Origin of the sequence: Ureibacillus thermophilus (assembly GCF_004331915.1) — a bacterium.
Taxonomy (GTDB): Bacteria; Bacillota; Bacilli; order Bacillales_A; family Planococcaceae; genus Ureibacillus; species Ureibacillus thermophilus.
This window is the reverse complement of sequence record NZ_CP036528.1, coordinates 944825-961245: the sequence shown is the minus strand read 5'-3', so window position 1 is coordinate 961245 and position 16421 is coordinate 944825. Positions and strand designations below refer to the sequence as shown.

The 16421-nt window shown below is 41.7% G+C and carries 15 protein-coding genes; 1 reads left to right on the top strand and 14 read right to left on the bottom strand.

From position 1 onward, the window contains the following. Positions 1-18 precede the first annotated feature (18 nt). The 3 genes from DKZ56_RS04735 to DKZ56_RS04725 are packed head-to-tail and all read right to left on the bottom strand — an operon-like array spanning position 19 to position 3225. Positions 19-1149 (bottom strand): acyl-CoA dehydrogenase, encoded by a 1131-nt coding sequence (locus DKZ56_RS04735; protein WP_208651614.1) that lies wholly within the window; start codon positions 1147-1149, stop codon positions 19-21. 13 nt (positions 1150-1162) lie between these two features. Then, complete coding sequence (locus tag DKZ56_RS04730; protein WP_208651613.1) at positions 1163-2014, bottom strand: 3-hydroxybutyryl-CoA dehydrogenase; 852 nt, start codon at positions 2012-2014, stop codon at positions 1163-1165. A gap of 23 nt (positions 2015-2037) precedes the next feature. Further along, positions 2038-3225 carry an acetyl-CoA C-acetyltransferase gene (locus tag DKZ56_RS04725; RefSeq protein ID WP_208651612.1) on the bottom strand — a complete coding sequence of 396 codons (1188 nt, stop codon included), beginning with the start codon at positions 3223-3225 and terminating at the stop codon, positions 2038-2040. Between the two features lie 252 nt (positions 3226-3477). Here DKZ56_RS04725 and DKZ56_RS15710 point away from each other — a divergent pair, with 252 nt between their 5' ends. Further along, positions 3478-3603, top strand: coding sequence for a hypothetical protein (locus tag DKZ56_RS15710; RefSeq protein ID WP_281275686.1), 126 nt, complete (start codon positions 3478-3480; stop codon positions 3601-3603). Positions 3604-3682: 79 nt separating this feature from the next. Here the strand turns inward: DKZ56_RS15710 and DKZ56_RS04720 are convergent, their stop codons facing one another. From DKZ56_RS04720 to DKZ56_RS04670, 11 genes are all read right to left on the bottom strand, one after another. Continuing rightward, positions 3683-5842 carry a (Fe-S)-binding protein gene (locus DKZ56_RS04720; protein ID WP_208651611.1) on the bottom strand — a complete coding sequence of 720 codons (2160 nt, stop codon included), beginning with the start codon at positions 5840-5842 and terminating at the stop codon, positions 3683-3685. Positions 5843-6260: 418 nt separating this feature from the next. Next, entirely contained in the window at positions 6261-6818 is a 558-nt protein-coding gene (locus DKZ56_RS04715) for a cob(I)yrinic acid a,c-diamide adenosyltransferase (protein ID WP_208651610.1), read from the bottom strand. Then, complete coding sequence (locus DKZ56_RS04710) at positions 6818-8281, bottom strand: adenosylcobinamide amidohydrolase (protein ID WP_208651609.1); 1464 nt, start codon at positions 8279-8281, stop codon at positions 6818-6820. Before DKZ56_RS04710 ends, DKZ56_RS04715 begins: the two co-directional genes overlap by 1 nt. A gap of 12 nt (positions 8282-8293) precedes the next feature. Further along, positions 8294-9286 (bottom strand): FecCD family ABC transporter permease, encoded by a 993-nt coding sequence (locus tag DKZ56_RS04705; protein WP_208651608.1) that lies wholly within the window; start codon positions 9284-9286, stop codon positions 8294-8296. Between the two features lie 226 nt (positions 9287-9512). Further along, positions 9513-10268 carry an amino acid ABC transporter ATP-binding protein gene (locus tag DKZ56_RS04700; protein WP_208651607.1) on the bottom strand — a complete coding sequence of 252 codons (756 nt, stop codon included), beginning with the start codon at positions 10266-10268 and terminating at the stop codon, positions 9513-9515. A 12-nt stretch (positions 10269-10280) separates the two neighbouring features. Next, positions 10281-10985 (bottom strand): amino acid ABC transporter permease, encoded by a 705-nt coding sequence (locus DKZ56_RS04695; RefSeq protein ID WP_245989597.1) that lies wholly within the window; start codon positions 10983-10985, stop codon positions 10281-10283. A gap of 14 nt (positions 10986-10999) precedes the next feature. Next, on the bottom strand, positions 11000-11716 hold the full coding sequence (locus tag DKZ56_RS04690; RefSeq protein ID WP_208651606.1) for an amino acid ABC transporter permease: 717 nt from the start codon (positions 11714-11716) through the stop codon (positions 11000-11002). A 65-nt stretch (positions 11717-11781) separates the two neighbouring features. Further along, positions 11782-12663 carry a transporter substrate-binding domain-containing protein gene (locus tag DKZ56_RS04685; RefSeq protein WP_208651605.1) on the bottom strand — a complete coding sequence of 294 codons (882 nt, stop codon included), beginning with the start codon at positions 12661-12663 and terminating at the stop codon, positions 11782-11784. A gap of 28 nt (positions 12664-12691) precedes the next feature. Next, on the bottom strand, positions 12692-13864 hold the full coding sequence (locus DKZ56_RS04680; RefSeq protein WP_208651604.1) for an acyl-CoA dehydrogenase family protein: 1173 nt from the start codon (positions 13862-13864) through the stop codon (positions 12692-12694). A 320-nt stretch (positions 13865-14184) separates the two neighbouring features. Further along, the gene (argS, locus tag DKZ56_RS04675; RefSeq protein ID WP_208651603.1) at positions 14185-15852 is read right to left on the bottom strand and encodes an arginine--tRNA ligase; all 1668 of its coding nucleotides are present in this window, start codon (positions 15850-15852) and stop codon (positions 14185-14187) included. Next, the gene (locus tag DKZ56_RS04670) at positions 15849-16286 is read right to left on the bottom strand and encodes a YwiB family protein (protein ID WP_208651602.1); all 438 of its coding nucleotides are present in this window, start codon (positions 16284-16286) and stop codon (positions 15849-15851) included. Before DKZ56_RS04670 ends, argS begins: the two co-directional genes overlap by 4 nt. Positions 16287-16421: the final 135 nt, after the last annotated feature.

Below are 16421 nucleotides of genomic sequence, written 5' to 3'. Positions count from 1 at the left end.
CTCCTTACTTCATTGTGTCTACAAATGTTTGCTGATGACCAATCTTTGGATCTCGCTTGTACCTTCATAGATTTCTGTAATCTTAGCATCGCGGAAGTAGCGTTCTACTGGATAGTCTTTTGTATAGCCATATCCCCCGAAGACTTGCACGGCTTCAATGGCCACTTCCCTCGCTGTTTGAGATGCGAACAATTTCGCCATCGATGCTTCTTTGCTGCAAGAAAGCCCTCTTGAACGCAAATCCGCAGCACGGTAAACTAGCAGTCTTGCTGCTTCCACCGACGTCGCCATATCTGCAAGTTTGAAAGCTATCCCTTGGTTAGCAATAATTGGCTTTCCAAATTGATGACGCTCAATTGCATACTTCACCGCAGCATCTAAAGCCCCTTCCGCAATTCCAAGGGCTTGAGCAGCAATTCCGATGCGGCCCACATCCAAGTTGGCCATTGCGATTTTAAAACCTTCTCCCTCTTCACCAAGTCGGTTTTCTTCCGGCACTTCCATATTTTCAAAAGTAATCTCCACCGTTCTCGAACCATGCAGCCCCATTTTCTTTTCGTCTTTTCCAATGATGAGGCCCGGCGTATTTTTTTCCACAATAAATGCTGTAATTCCATGGGAGTCTTTTGATGGGTCTGTTTTAGCAAAAACGATATAAACATCAGCTTCTCCACCATTTGTGATGAAGATTTTCGAACCGTTGATGATATAGCGGTCTCCTTTTTTCACAGCCCTTGTTTTCAAAGAAGCCGCATCGCTTCCCGCCGATGGTTCCGTCAAGCAGAAGGCGCCTAAATATTCACCCTTCGCCAGCTTTGGAACGTATTTTTTCTTTTGCTCTTCCGTTCCAAAGTACAAAATTGGATTTGTGCCGACGGATGTATGCACTGACAAAATGACGCCGATGACTGCGCTTACTTTTGAAAGCTCGTTAATGGCAATGATGTAGGATGTAAAATCCATTCCAGATCCTCCATACGCTTCCGGAACGGTAATGCCCATCAGTCCTAACTCTGCCATTTTATTTAAGATAGGCCTTGGAAACTCGCCGGCTTCCATTCTTTCAATAAACGGTGCAATTTCTTTTTGCGCAAAATCCCTCACCATGTCTCGCATCATCAGTTGTTCTTCGGTGAAATGTAAGTTCATCCGCTTCCACTCCTTATTCATAAGTGTAGAAGCCGCGTCCTGTTTTCTTGCCTAGCCAGCCAGCTGCCACATATTTTCGAAGCAGTGGGCACGGACGATATTTGTCATCTCCTAATCCTTCATGCAAGATTTCCATAATGTATAGGCATGTATCTAAACCGATGAAATCTGCAAGTTGCAGCGGCCCCATTGGATGGTTCATTCCAAGTTTCATAACCGTATCAATGGCTTCTTTTGTGGCAACCCCTTCATACAACGCATATATTGCTTCGTTAATCATTGGAAGGAGCACTCGGTTTGATACAAATCCTGGGAAATCGTTTACTTCCACTGGGGTTTTGCCAAGATCAATCGCCATTTGTTCTACTGTTTTAAATACTTCATCTGTTGTAGCAAGACCCCGAATGACTTCCACAAGTTTCATAACCGGAACCGGGTTCATGAAGTGCATGCCAATGACTTTTTCAGGGCGTTTTGTCACAGCTGCAATTTCCGTAATTGGAAGAGATGAAGTATTCGTCGCTAGGATGGCATGTTCTGGTGCAATTTCATCCAGCTGTTTAAAAATCGATTGCTTGATTTCCATGTTTTCTATCGCCGCTTCAATGACAATGTCCACATCATGAGCATCTTCTAAACTAAGGGACTTTGTAATGCGATTAAGAATTGCTTCTTTTTCTTCTTCCGTTTTGCGCCCCTTTTCTACATCGCGGGACAAGTTTTTTGTAACTGTGGAAAGACCTCTTTCAAAAAATTCTTCTTTAATATCGTTCAGTTTCACTTCAAAACCTGCTGTCGCGCAAACTTGTGCAATGCCAGAGCCCATTTGCCCAGCACCAACAACCATTACCTTTTGAATAGCCATTTTGAATCCCCCATTTATTGTGATTATTGTTTTGGCACTTCTACCATGATGGCATCCCCTTGACCGCCGCCGGAGCAAATGGAAGCGATTCCAATTCCGCCGCCACGACGCTTTAATTCATAGCAAAGGGTTAAGATAATTCTCGCCCCTGAAGCGCCGATTGGATGGCCCAGTGCCACCGCTCCTCCATTGACATTGACTTTTTCCGAATCAAGCCCTGCAATTTGGTTGCTGACAAGGGCTACCGCTGCAAATGCTTCATTGATTTCGATTAAGTCAATTTCATCAATGGATTTGTTCGCTTTGTTCAAGATTTCACGAATGACAAGCCCCGGTGTTTGCGGGAAGTTTTCTGGTTCAACGGCCACTTCCGCATGAGCTAGCACATAAGCAAGCGGCGTGCGTCCTTCTTCTTTTGCCCTCTTTTCGCTCATTAAAACAAGGGCACAAGCGCCATCATTTACTCCAGGTGCGTTTCCTGCTGTAATGGTACCGTCCTTGTCAAAAGCGGGTTTCAACTTTGCTAGCGATTCCAATGATGTATCTCTGCGAGGTGCTTCATCTTCTTTAACAATGATTATCTCTTTGCGAGTACGTACTTCGACTGGAACAATTTCTTCAGCTAGTTTACCTTCATCAATGGCTTGAATAGCCCGCTTGTGGCTTCTGAGCGCCCAAGCATCTTGCTCTTCCCTTGAAATGCTAAATTCCTTCGCTGTTCCGTTTCCATATGTCCCCATATGCACTTTTTCCGGATGGAAGGAACAAGACAATCCATCATAAATCATGCCATCAATGACCGTTGAATCGCCCATTCTGAGCCCCCATCGTGCATTAGTTAAGTAATATGGCGCATTGGACATAGATTCCATGCCGCCAGCAACAATCACTTCTTCTTCTCCAAGGCGGATTAACTGGTCTGCAAGTGTTACACTTCTCATTCCTGAAGCGCACACTTTGTTAATTGTTTCAGTTTTGACAGACCATGGAATTCCTGCTTTATGCGCTGCCTGTCTTGAAGGAATTTGCCCTTGCCCCGCTTGAAGAACCGTTCCCATAATGACTTCATCTACTTGATCTGGTTGAACATTTGCCCTTTTTAACGCTTCTTTAATGGCAATGCCGCCAAGATCTGAAGCAGAAAGCGATGATAGAGCGCCTCCGAACTTTCCAAAAGGCGTTCTTGCCCCTTCTAAAATGACTGTTTTCAAACTCCCACCCCTTTGTTAAACGTGCATTTCTCCAGCTTTAAGATAAAATGGTAATTCAGCAATTAATCGAGTGAACGCTCGCTCGGTATAAATATAAGAAAAAACGGAGTCATTTAGAACTCCTTTTGTTGCCTCCTATTCTATTTTACTGAAATTATAGAAGATTAGCAATTCTATTTTTCTTATTTTTCAAACAATTTAATATAGTAGAATAATATTCTTGCAATGGTCCTTTTATCCGCACAAAAGGGGATGGTATTCGCACTAATGGTATCCGTATCCGAACAAATTAGTACCTTATCCGCACTAAAGAAAGTTGCAAACGCACTAATTGGGGTAATATACGCACCAAAGGAAGAAGAAAACGAACTAAATTGAACAGGTTTCGTACTAATTCAATCAAAAGAAAAAAGGGGATGGGAAAATTCAGTATTTCCCTCATCCACTCTAATAATATTTATTGCAATTCCACTGTTTCTTCCTCTACTGTAGCAGCTTCTTCTGCCGCTTCCTCTTTCACTCTTTCGCCAAAAACAGAGCGTTCTAACAATTCACACACATCGTATGTTTTGATTTGATCTTCTACTTCTTTTGCTTTTGTACCATCTGTAAGCATTGTTAAGCAGTAAGGACAACCTGCTGAAATGATAGATGCATTTGTCGCGAGAGCCTGCTCTGTACGGGCAACGTTGATACGAGTACCCACGCGATCTTCCATCCACATGAGTCCACCACCGGCACCGCAGCACATGGCATTTTCGCGATTGCGTTCCATTTCAACTAACTGAACTCCAGGAATCGATTTTAAAATTTCCCGAGGAGCATCGTATACGTTATTGTATCGTCCTAAATAGCAGGAATCATGGAAGACGATTGTTTCATCTACACGATGGTTCAATACTAATCTTCCTTCTTGTATCAACTTGTACAATAATTCCGTATGGTGGTACACTTCTCCTTCCCATCCGAAATCTTTGTACTCGTTTTTGAAAATGTTATATGCGTGCGGGTCGATTGTGACAATCTTTTTCACATCATATTTTTCAAATTCACTGATGTTTTCTTGCGCCAATTCTTGGAATAAAAACTCGTTACCAAGACGTCGCGGCGTGTCTCCAGAGTTTTTCTCTTTATTTCCTAAAATCGCAAATTTCACACCTGCTGCATTCAATAAACGAGCAAAAGATAACGCAATTTTTTGGGAACGGTTATCAAATGAACCCATGGAACCAACCCAGAATAAATATTCAAATCCTTCGCCAGATTTAGTGGCTTCTTTAACTGTCGGAATATGAACAGTTGGGTCAAGATCGCGCCAATTTTCTTTTTCTTTGCGGTTTAGCCCCCATGGATTTCCTTGGCGTTCGATATTGTTTAAAGCGCGTTGAGCATCTGGATTGATACGTCCTTCTGTCATTGTTAAATAACGGCGCAAATCGATAATTTTATCCACATGCTCGTTCATCACTGGGCATTGATCTTCACAGTTGCGGCAAGTTGTACAAGCCCAAATTTCCTCTTCTGTAATGACATCGCCGATTAATGAAGGTGAATAAATTTCCTCAATATTTGCTCCTTCTGCACCAGCTGCCATGGCCAATTGATTTCCTTTTGTTTGATTCCAAACAAATGTAGGCACCCATGGCTTTTTCTTTGTCACTACCGCCCCTGTATAAGTTAAATGATCGCGCAATTTAATGATTAAATCCATTGGGGAAAGCATTTTCCCAGTACCAGATGCTGGACACATATTTGTACAGCGGCCACATTCAACGCAAGAATATAAATCTAATAATTGAGTGCGGGTAAAATCTTGAATTTTTCCAACCCCGAAAGATTCAGCTTCTTCTTCCGCATCAAAGTCAATTTTGCGAAGGCGTCCAGCTTTTCCAGCTCTTTTAAAGAAGGCACCAATTGTAACGAACACTTCATGGAACTGTTTGGATTGCGGCACGAATACCAAGAATGTGAATACAGCAAGCATATGCACCCACCAGAACACATAAAAGAGCACATTGGCTACATCCGGGCTCAAGCCGCCGAAAATCAATGCAATAAAACCGGAAAACGGTGCAATTACAAAGTTCGGTTCATTTTCATGAGCGATTGTTTCAAAACCTAAAGCAAGGAAAATGGAAACGCATAATGTAATCAATGCAATATAGACGAAAGCTGCTTTCTTATCCCGCTTCCATTGCAAGCGTTCGAGCTTCTCGCCGTAGCGGCGGTAAGCAGCATAAATCAGAGCGCATAACATCAAAAACATTGTCCACTCTTGCATGAAAGTAAAGAACTCATGAAAACTGCCTAAAGGAAATGTATATCCTGGAACATAGCCTTTAATAATTAATTCAATTAATCCTAACTGAATAATAAAGAATGCATAAAACAAAATAAGGTGCATCACACCGCTTTTACGATCTTTGAACAGCTTATTTTGTCCAAGCACATTGACCCAGAAATTTTCGAAGCGTTCTTTAAAACTTAAATTCAAGTCTTCCTTTTTTCCGAGTTTAATATATTCCAATCTCGTTATCACTGTATAAGCAAACAAAGAAACAGCATACAAAACGACGGCGATGAACAGTATCAAGTTCACCAGCAATAGACCACTCATTTCTACTCCCCCTAAGAATTAGTCTTGCTTGAACGTACCAACTTACATTCTCCGTTTATATGCTCATTTTAAATTATGAATGAGCATTCAGTCAACAACGATTCGAAAATTTCTAAATTTTTTGCTGTTTGAAAATTATCATACTATAAAATTTATATTTTTTATATATGATTAATTGGGACAAAACTAAAAAAACATCATTTTCTCCAAGGAGAAAATGATGTTATTAAAATTGATTTCCGTTCCGGGGACGCTTTCCGCGGGCCCGGCTAGACTCTCCTCTGAGTCATTCCTTCGCTCCTTGTGGTCTCGAGAGGGCTCGTCGCAGGAGTCGCCCCGTCACTTCAATCAATTTTTTATCAAAACTCTTTCAGCTACCCCTATCATTTTTTGTTTATGTCCCAGCCTCTTTGATAACTTATCTGAACACATCTCCGCCCCGAATGTATTCCACATCTTTCACGTTTAACCGGAAGTTGACAGCGCGGGCGGCTACAAAGAAATAATCCGATAAACGGTTTAAATATTTTTGAATGACTCCTGGCACTTCTTCCTCATTCATCATTTTCACTACTTGGCGCTCTGCCCGTCTAGTAATCGTACGGGCAATATGAAGGGTTGCAGCAGCCGGCGATCCTCCTGGCAAAATAAAACGCTTTAAAGGCGGCAATTCTTCAGAAAGAGCGTCGATGCGTTTCTCCAATGCCTCTACAGAAGCTTCCTGCAGCTTATATTTTCTTTCTTTCATGACATTCGCTAAATCCGTGCCGCAGTCAAAAAGTTCATGTTGAATCTTTTCAAGGTCCGCTAAAATATCTTGAAAAGTATTTGGCTCTAATTCCGTTGCGGCTTTTCCAATAAAGGAATTCAGCTCATCAATGGTGCCGTACGCTTCAACCCGGAGATGATCTTTCGAAACACGGCCTCCAATTAAACTTGTTTTCCCTTGATCTCCTGTTTTAGTGTAAATTTTCATCATTCCATCTCCCTTTTATATATTTGAATGGCTTCTACCGTTGCTTCATAAACCCCTTTGGCAATCATTTTTCCTACTTCCGTAATTGGGCCGGCATATTGCATATATTCCCCCTGTTGCGTGGCAGCAACAAGCAGGCTGTCCGTCGGCGTTCCAGTGGCAATCGTATTGGTTAGTTTATCCATCACATTTTCTGATTGAAGAGCTTTGGATTTAGCTTCTGTTGCAGTCATCATCCCTTGAACAAAAGCTTCATCAGACAATTTCCCATTGATGATGACCCATGTGTTAATCGTGCCGATGGGTTGAAAAGCCTTCCGTTCGTAAGCAAGAGAAACATCAATGGCATTGCCGACGCCCGCTGTTACAATCACAATGAGGCTTCCAAAAGAGGCTTGGTACTCCCTGATAACTGCTTTTTTGGTATCAACCGCCGTCATCATCCCTACTGTATTCGTTGGTGAGAAACCTTGATGAACAAGATATTGCAAAAATTCGTTTTGAACGTTTTCTATATCATATTCTGGCGGAACCGTCCGATTGATAAATGCTCGATACCAGCCCATCCCTGCATTGTGCACAGCAGATGACAACACTTTTAAAGGAAAATCCGCTATAAAGGCGATATAATCTTCGCCTTTTTTTATATTGGATAAAGAAACCATTGTTTCCTTTTCAGGCACCTCAAAATCCGGCAAAATGGCCATTTGCGGCTTCGGCTGCTCCGGATGGGCTTGCGTGGAAATCCGCGCATCATATACTTCCATAATTTGACGGTCAATAATCACCTCATGGGGTTCGCCATACGCCTTCACCCTGCCTGCTTCCATCAACAATAAACGATCGCAATAGAGGGATGCTAAATTAATATCATGGAAAACTGCGACAACCGTCATCCCATGCTCTGTTACTTCTTGGCGAAGCATATCCAATATTTGCTTTTGATGGGCAATGTCTAAATGGTTTGTCGGCTCATCCAATAGAAGAAGCTCTGAAGATTGGGCCAACGCTTGGGCAATGAACACCCTTTGCCTTTCCCCGCCTGATAAAAACTCCAAATTGGTATTTTGATATTTTCTTACATCCGTCAGTTCCATCGCTTTGACAACCGCTTTTTCGTCTTCTTCCGACCAGCTGGAAAAAAATCCAGTTTGGTGTGGGTATCTTCCAATTTCCACTGTTTCCCGGACGGTTGTGGAAAAGGCATTGCTTTGAATTTGCGGCAACACCGTCATTTTTTTGGCCAGCTCCTTGGGCGAATGTTTTTCAATCGGCACACCATCAATGAAAACAGTTCCTGAAGTGGGATTTAAAATGCCGCTAATCATTTTAAGCAAAGTGGACTTCCCGCACCCATTCGGACCTAAAATGCCAAGAAATTCCCCTTTACCCACTTGAAAGGAAATATCATGAATAATCGGCGTTTGGTGATAGCCGCCAAAAATATGTTCAACTTTCAGCACCCGCATCCCCCCTTACTTTTTCCGACGCTGTTTAAAGAAAATATAAGCAAATACCGGCGCACCGATAAACGCTGTTATGACGCCAATCGGCAATTCTTGGGGCGCCACAATGGTACGGGATACTAAATCGCAAATAATTAATAAAGTTGCTCCTTTTAAAAAGGACAGCGGTAACAAGTGGCGGTGATCCGTTCCCCAAACTAGCCGAGTGATATGCGGCACCACTAAACCGACAAACCCAATTGTTCCTGAAACGCTCACAGCCGCTCCTGTCAACACAGAGCCTCCAATCAACACGGCATACTTTCTGCGGACGACATTCACCCCTAATGAAGTTGCCCGTTCATCCCCATACATCATCACGTTCAATTCTCTTCGGTTAAACCATAAAATCAATGAGCCAATGATTAAGAATGGAATCAATACATACACATAGGACCATCCACGCATCGCCACACTGCCAAGAAGCCAGTTGACAACCGCCTTTAACTCTTCATGGGACAATGCAGTCAACAAGGAAATGCAAGAGGATAAAAAAGCGCTGAAAATGACGCCCGTTAAAATCAGCGTTTCCATTTTTAATGTTTTATCCACCAGCCGCGCAAAAGAAAGGACGAAAATCAATGTGATAAAAGCGCCGAGAATGCCAAACATAGCAAGTGTATAAGAGCCAAGCATCGGAATGGAGACGCCGAAAAAAATGGTGGAGATGGCCCCGACAGATGCGCCCGATGAAACGCCAATCGTATATGGGTCCGCCAACGGATTTCTTAACAACCCTTGAAAAGCCGCCCCTGCAATGGCAAGAGACGCACCAACAAGCCCGGCAAGCACCACGCGCGGCATACGGATATTCCATAAAATGCTGTAGGCTCTTGGATTTGCTTCTTTGTCCCATAATGCAGAAAATGGGATATCCACAGAACCAATGGATAATCCAAGCCACACGCTGATTAATAAGAAAAGAAAAGTGGAACTATAAGCGAGAAATAGCTTTTTCTTCATCCCACATCCTCTGCCTGCTTCAATCTATTTAAAGTTTTCATAATTCCTCCAATGAACCCTTGAATAAATAAAAAATCCTGCGACAGCGAGAAGTCCTCCTCGCAGCATAAGGTTTCAAAATGTTCAATATTTTATATTATAACGAATTCTATAATAAAACATAGAACGAAAGCGAAAAAAGAGAAAAAACGCCCTCAAAACTTTGTATTGAGAGCGTTTAAATCATTTAGATTTCATAATCGAAGGAACCTGGCAATACGCGACGCAAGAATTGTTTTGTTCTAGCTTCTTTCGGCGCAACAAAGATGTCATGAGGCGACCCTTCTTCCACAATCACTCCGCCGTCCATGAAAATCACCTTGTTCGCCACATCTTTGGCAAAGCCCATTTCGTGAGTCACAACAAGCATCGTCGTACCTTCTTTTGCAATTTCCTTCATTGTATTCAATACCTCTCCAACAAGTTCCGGGTCAAGGGCGGAAGTGGGCTCGTCAAATAAGATAATGTCCGGGTTTAACGCAACGGCACGGGCGATTCCGACCCGCTGCTGCTGCCCTCCTGAAAGCTGGCTTGGATAATAGTCGTATTTATCGGATAAGCCCACTTTATCCAAGGCGTTTTTCGCAATTTCCCGTGCTTTTTGTTTCGGCACTTTGCGGGCAACGACCAACCCTTCCATGACATTTTCAATGGCTGTTTTATTATTGAACAAATTGTAGTTTTGGAAAACAAAGGCCGTTTTTTTCCGCACCTCTTGCACTTCTTTTTTCGTCGCATGTTTTAAATCCACTTCCAAATCCCCATATCTTGCCGTACCTTGGTCTGCTCGTTCCAAAAAGTTGATGCATCTAAGCAGCGTCGTTTTCCCAGAACCGCTCGGGCCAAGGATGACAACCACGTCTCCTTTATTTATTGTTAAATCAACACCTTTTAAAATCTCATTTTTTCCAAAGGATTTATGGATTCCTCTAATTTCCAGCATATTATGCCTCCTTTAAACGCTTGCCATTTTATATCGGCTCAATCGTTTCTCTAAATACTTGAATAATTGTTCAACGGCAATACAAAGAATTAGATAAACCATGAAAATATCAATATAGGCTTCCAAATAGTTGTAGCCAAAGTTGGCCGCCACCTTTGCCTTTAACGTAATCTCTTGCAAGGAAATGGCATACCCTAAGGATGTCGCTTTAATCAAGTTCACTGTGGTTGTCGCCAGATTCGGCAATGCAGAGACAAGAGCCTGAGGAATGATAATTCTCCGATATGCTTGAGCAGTTGTGAGCCCCACGGAATAAGCCGCTTCCAATTGCCCCTTTTCCACCGTCGATAAAGCGGAGCGGAACACTTCTATTAATACCGCTGATTTATTGAAAGCAAAAATCACAAATGCATACCAGATTGGATGAATTTTATACACTTCATAATTGATGTCGTATTTTTCAAAGGTCATATTTAAAACAATCGGAATAAAGCTGTATAAAACAAAGATTTGTATAATCACTGGCGTGCCTCGAACGAACGAAACATAAATTTTAGCCAGCTGATTCAACACGGGAATCTTATTGATTCTTGTCAATGCGAATAAGAAACCGATCGGCAATGCAATCAATAAGGAAACCACGGTTACAAGCAATGCGACAGGCACACCGGATAATGCAACAAAAAATGTATCGACAAGAAATTCCATATCCAGCATCTACTCTCCACCTCCTACGATGCTTTAATTGAACGCGAACCTTTGCTGAACGCTTTTTCCAAAAGATCAAACACTCTTTCAATGACAATTGAAATCACCCAATAAATGATGGCTAAAGCAATATAAATTTCCAACGCATGAGAGTTGAAATTGCTGGAAATGATGAGATTCGCTTTCCCCACAATATCGATAAACCCGATAGTATACGCCAATGCCCCTTCTTGTAAGATGGCAATGAGGCCATTCCCGAAGTTTGGAAGGGCTACAACAATTGCTTGAGGGAAAATGATGCGTCTATACGCTTGCCAAGGCGTTAATCCCACGCTCACTGCCGCTTCAAACTGTCCTTTATTAATGGACTGGATGGCTGAACGAATCACTTCCGACATCATTGCTGCGAATTGAAGGGAAAACGCAATCACAACGAAAACCCCTGTATAGATATCCTGCAAATGAATGTGAAACAATGCTTCCGATAAGAAAGGAACGCCGTAGTAAACAAGGAACAATAGCACGATGGAGGGAGTACAGCGCATAACCGTTGTATAACTATGGGCAACAATCTGCAATATTTTGCTTTTCCCCATTTTCATAAATGCCAGAACTAAACCGAGCAATGTGCCAAATACTACGGCAAGCCCAGCCACCGCAAAAGTAATTTTCAAGTAGGGCAAGAGTTGTGGAAAAGCTCCCCATAAATAATCGATATCAAAGTACTTTTCAAAAAACATCCTTTCACCCCTATCTACTTAAAAAATAAGGCTGTAAGGTAATCTACCCAACAGCCCATCATGAGTTATTTAGACTCAGCTTCCACTTTTTTCAACACTTCAAATAAGTCACGGCCATAATGTTTTACCATCAATTTATTGAGTGCATCCGTTTGTTTAATTTCTTTTACCGCCTCATCAAAAGCATCTGCCAATTCTTGTTGGTTTTTGTTAAATAGCGTCCAAGTTTTAATTACTGTAAATTCGTTATAAACTAATTCATCTTTCAAATTATGGTATGGACCTTCTGGATCGTTAATTTGTTTTTCGATCACTGGTTCTAAAGCAATTCCTCCATCCGCACGGCCTTCGTTCACCCATTGCACAATATCTACTGCAAACGTATCGCCTGCCACCAATTTCACTTGGTTGTCTGGATGTTCTTCATTGTATTTTGCCACCACTGTATATTGCGCGTTATTAGCAGCGATTGGCGCAAGCTCTAACCCGGCAGCCGCAAAATCAGATAAATCTTTAATATGGGCATTTTCTTTTTTCAACAATAAACCAACGCTGCTGAGTCCTGTAAATTCTTTAGGGAAAATGTATTTTTCGGCTCTTTCATCCGTATAGAAAATGTTTTTTACACCTAAGTCATATTTTCCTTGTTCCACCCCGATGAGCAGATCGTCATCTGTTGTTCCAATATATTCAAATTCATAGTCTTCTAATTTTTCATCCACCAGTCTCAACATATCCAATTCATAACCTGCCGGATTGCCTTTTTCATCTTGGTACGTAATCGGCTTCCAGGAAATTGCATAGGCTACTTTTACTTTTTTTACATCTGAGCCGGATTCTTCTGCATTTTTATTTTCTGAAGTAGAAGTATCTTCTCCTCCGCAAGCAGCCAGGGAAGCTGCAAGTAAACCGATAGCCCCTAATTTCAATAATTTTTTAAATTTCATTGTTGACGCCTCCTAAATTTGAATAAATTTATAATTTTAATGCTGCTTCCGCCAATTTTTTTATTGTCAAATCATCCATCGGCGGATTATGAAGACCTGCGCGAACATCTCGATAATAACGTTGCAACGGATTGTTGCGCTGCAAGCTTTTTGCGCCTACAACTCTCATCGCTTTATCGACAATGGATAGGGCGTTATTCGTCACGGTATATTTTGCTACATTCACCGCATTAACAATGTTGTCGGCTTCTTTTGCATCAAGATTTCTTTTGTTGATTAATTCGATATAGCTTTGGGCTGCTCCGTAAAGAGTGAAGCGTGCTTGTGCAAGAAGCAAATCAATTTCCCCGATAAGTGATTGCACATTCGGCAATGTAGCAATGGTTCCTTGAATGCTGTTTGGCGAATGTTGGTTGGCAAATTCCACCGCATAGTCGCGGGCTGCCTGGGCGATTCCGAGATAGGTTGCCGGAATAATCAACAACCAGCCGTTTAATTTAAAGCCCGTTTGGTAATTAGGGATTTCCACCAAGTCGGATTCAGCCACTTCCACATTATTCAACACCAAATCATGGCTTCCTGTCGCTTTCATGGCAACGGTATCCCATGTTTCTTCGATGGATAATCCTTTCGCATCCTTATGAATTAAGAAATTTCCGGTGCTTTCAATCTCAGGAATCCATGCAGTGACCAAAAAATAATCCAATTCGGGCGAACATGTGGCATAGGCTTTGCGGCCGTTGATGACCCACTTATTGCCCTTTTTCACAGCGCTCGTTCCTGGACGTCCTCCGCGGATTGGGCTTCCTGTAATGACTTCACTGACAATTTTGTTGATGATAGCCCCTTTTGCCACAGCTTCCGCAAATTCATCCAGTTTTTCTTTTGGCCAACTTTTCGATTCGTAAACATCCCCAACCGTAAGCAGCGTCCAACCGATGGAAAGGGCTGTGCTTCCATCATAACTGCCCAAGGTTTCTTGCAGTAAGATGGCATCATAAATGTTGAATCCATCACCGCCATATTCTTTTGGGAGCGTCACTTTTGTATAACCAATTTCACGCAATTTGTTTATATCGTCATGGGGGAAAAGCGATTGTTCATCGTTTACTTGGGCGCGTTCTTTAATAGGCAGCTCCAATGTTTTCAATTTTTCCAACCATTTCCGTTGTTCTTCCGTTTTGATAAATAGTTCTTTCACGGAAATTTTCACTACCTTTCAAAAAGAAAAATTAATCCTATAAAAATACTTCTATTTATAATATGACATGATTCTACATTTTTCGACTTTAATAGTCAATAACATAAGTTTATTTATGGGAATTATTTTTCGCGAAAGAACGAATTTTTGTCCTTTCGCAAGGAAAATCGCCTTTTCTTTTAACCTAATACCAACTTAATAGGTTGGAATTGACTATCATTGTACTGAATCGTGATTTCTTTGTCAATAAAATTCTTATAATTCCAATAAGAGTTATATAAAAACCAGCCCCAACTAATGAGGCTGGTGGATCTGAAATTTTACATTTTTTCAGGTGCAGATACGCCTATTAATCTTAAAGCATTAGCAAGGGTGATTCGAACGGCTTGAATTAAGGCAAGGCGCGCTTCTGTCAATTCTTTGTTGTCCGGATTCAATACTTTTTCGGCATTGTAGAAGCTATGGAACGATGCCGCCAGTTCTTGAATGTAATTTGCAATGCGGTGAGGCGTTCGATATTTTGCCGCTTCTGCCACAACTTGCGGGAATGTGCCAACTTTTTTCAGCACTTCTTCAGATTTTTCATCCGTTAATAAATGCAAGTTTTCTAAAGATGGATGGAAACCTTGTTCTTCTGCAGCACGTAAAATGGAGCAAATACGTGCATGGGCATATTGGACATAATATACCGGGTTTTCATTGGACTCCGCCACGGCAAGGTCTAAGTCAAAGTCCATATGGGAATCGCAAGCTGTTTTTACAAAGTAGTAGCGCACAGCATCAAGGCCTACTTCTTCTACTAGTTCACGCATCGTTACGGCATTTCCTGTACGTTTGCTCATTTTGTATTTTTCGCCGTTTTTATAAAGCTGCACCATTTGGATGACTTCCACTTCCAATTTGTCGCGGTCATAGCCAAGAGCTTCGATGGCCGCTTTCATGCGCGGAATGTAGCCATGGTGGTCTGCTCCCCATACGTTGATGAGTTTGTCGAAGCCTCGCTGAATTTTGTCTTCGTGGTAAGCAATGTCCGGTGTCAAGTAAGTATATGAACCATCTGATTTAATCAACACGCGGTCTTTGTCATCGCCGAATGTTGTAGAGCGGAACCAAGTCGCTCCGTCTTTCTCATAGATGTGGCCGTTCGCTCTTAATTTATCTAAGGCTTTGTCGATTTTTCCGCTCTTATATAAGGACGTTTCAGAGTACCATACATCAAAGCGAACGCGGAAGTTTTCCAAGTCTTTTTTCAATTTTTCAAGCTCCAAAGCGAGTCCTTTTTCACGGAAGAAGTTGAAGCGTTCTTCATCCGATTTTTCCAAAATAGAATCTCCGTATTGGTCAGCAAGTGTTTTGGCAATATCAATAATGTCTTGGCCATAGTAGCCATCTTCTGGCATTTCCGCATCTAGGCCCAATGCTTGTTTGTAGCGCGCTTCTAGAGAATATGCCAAGTTGTTAATTTGATTTCCCGCATCATTAATGTAATATTCTCGAGTAACATCGTAACCTGCAAAATCTAAAATGTTGCACAGGGAGTCGCCGAATGCAGCACCGCGGGCATGTCCTAAGTGAAGGTCACCAGTAGGATTTGCCGAAACAAACTCCACTTGAATTTTTTCGCCTCCTCCAGCATTTGAGCGACCGTAATTTTCGCCTTGTTCAAATACTGCTTTTACGATGTCCGCAAGGAAATCTTTGCGCACAAAGATGTTAATAAAGCCAGGTCCTGCAATTTCTACTTTTTCAATTTCCGTGCCTTCTGTTTCAAGATTCTCGACAATCGCTTCTGCAATTTGACGAGGCGGTTTTTTTGCAAGTTTCGTCAGCTGCATAGCCAAGTTTGTTGCAAAGTCGCCTTTTGTTTGATCTTTTGGTACTTCGATCTGCACTTGAAACTCTGCGCCCTCTTCTAAAATTTGAGCTTTCTCAACAGCCGCTTTTAACAAGTTTCTCAATTTTTCCTGCAATTGTTCTACTGCATTCATGCTTGTCCCTCCGTGTATTGTATTTCCAAAGTATAATGTCCGACTGATTGTCCACTAACAATTAAATCATACTGCACATTAAATCTGCCACTGATATTATTTTCTTCTGTATGTTCAAACCCCAACCGATGAGTTTTCGTTTGCAAAGGCAATGTTCCATAAATTGTGTCGTAATGGCCATTTTGTTTGCTTTCTAAGCTAAAAGGAAGCCGCATTTTGACAGCTCCACTGCGCAAAATGAGTGCATTGTCATTGTTCATTTTCACTGTTGTCCGAATCCTTTGGTCTTCCAAAAATTCTTCATAGCGCAAATACATTTTCTCGTTCTTTTTTAACCAAACTCCTTGAAGCCACAGTTCGTAGGTTTCCTCTTCCCCTTCAATGGGACGGATAGTCGAAATAACTTTGATTTTTACGTTTTTTTCAACACTCATTTCCTGCGGGCACTCCTTATGTATACTTAACTTATTTATTATATTATCGCCTTGCAAAGAATTTCAAGAGAACTAATAAAAATTCAATCATATCAAGGCTTCATCTTCATTTTAAACTGCTTTCTATCTATTTTG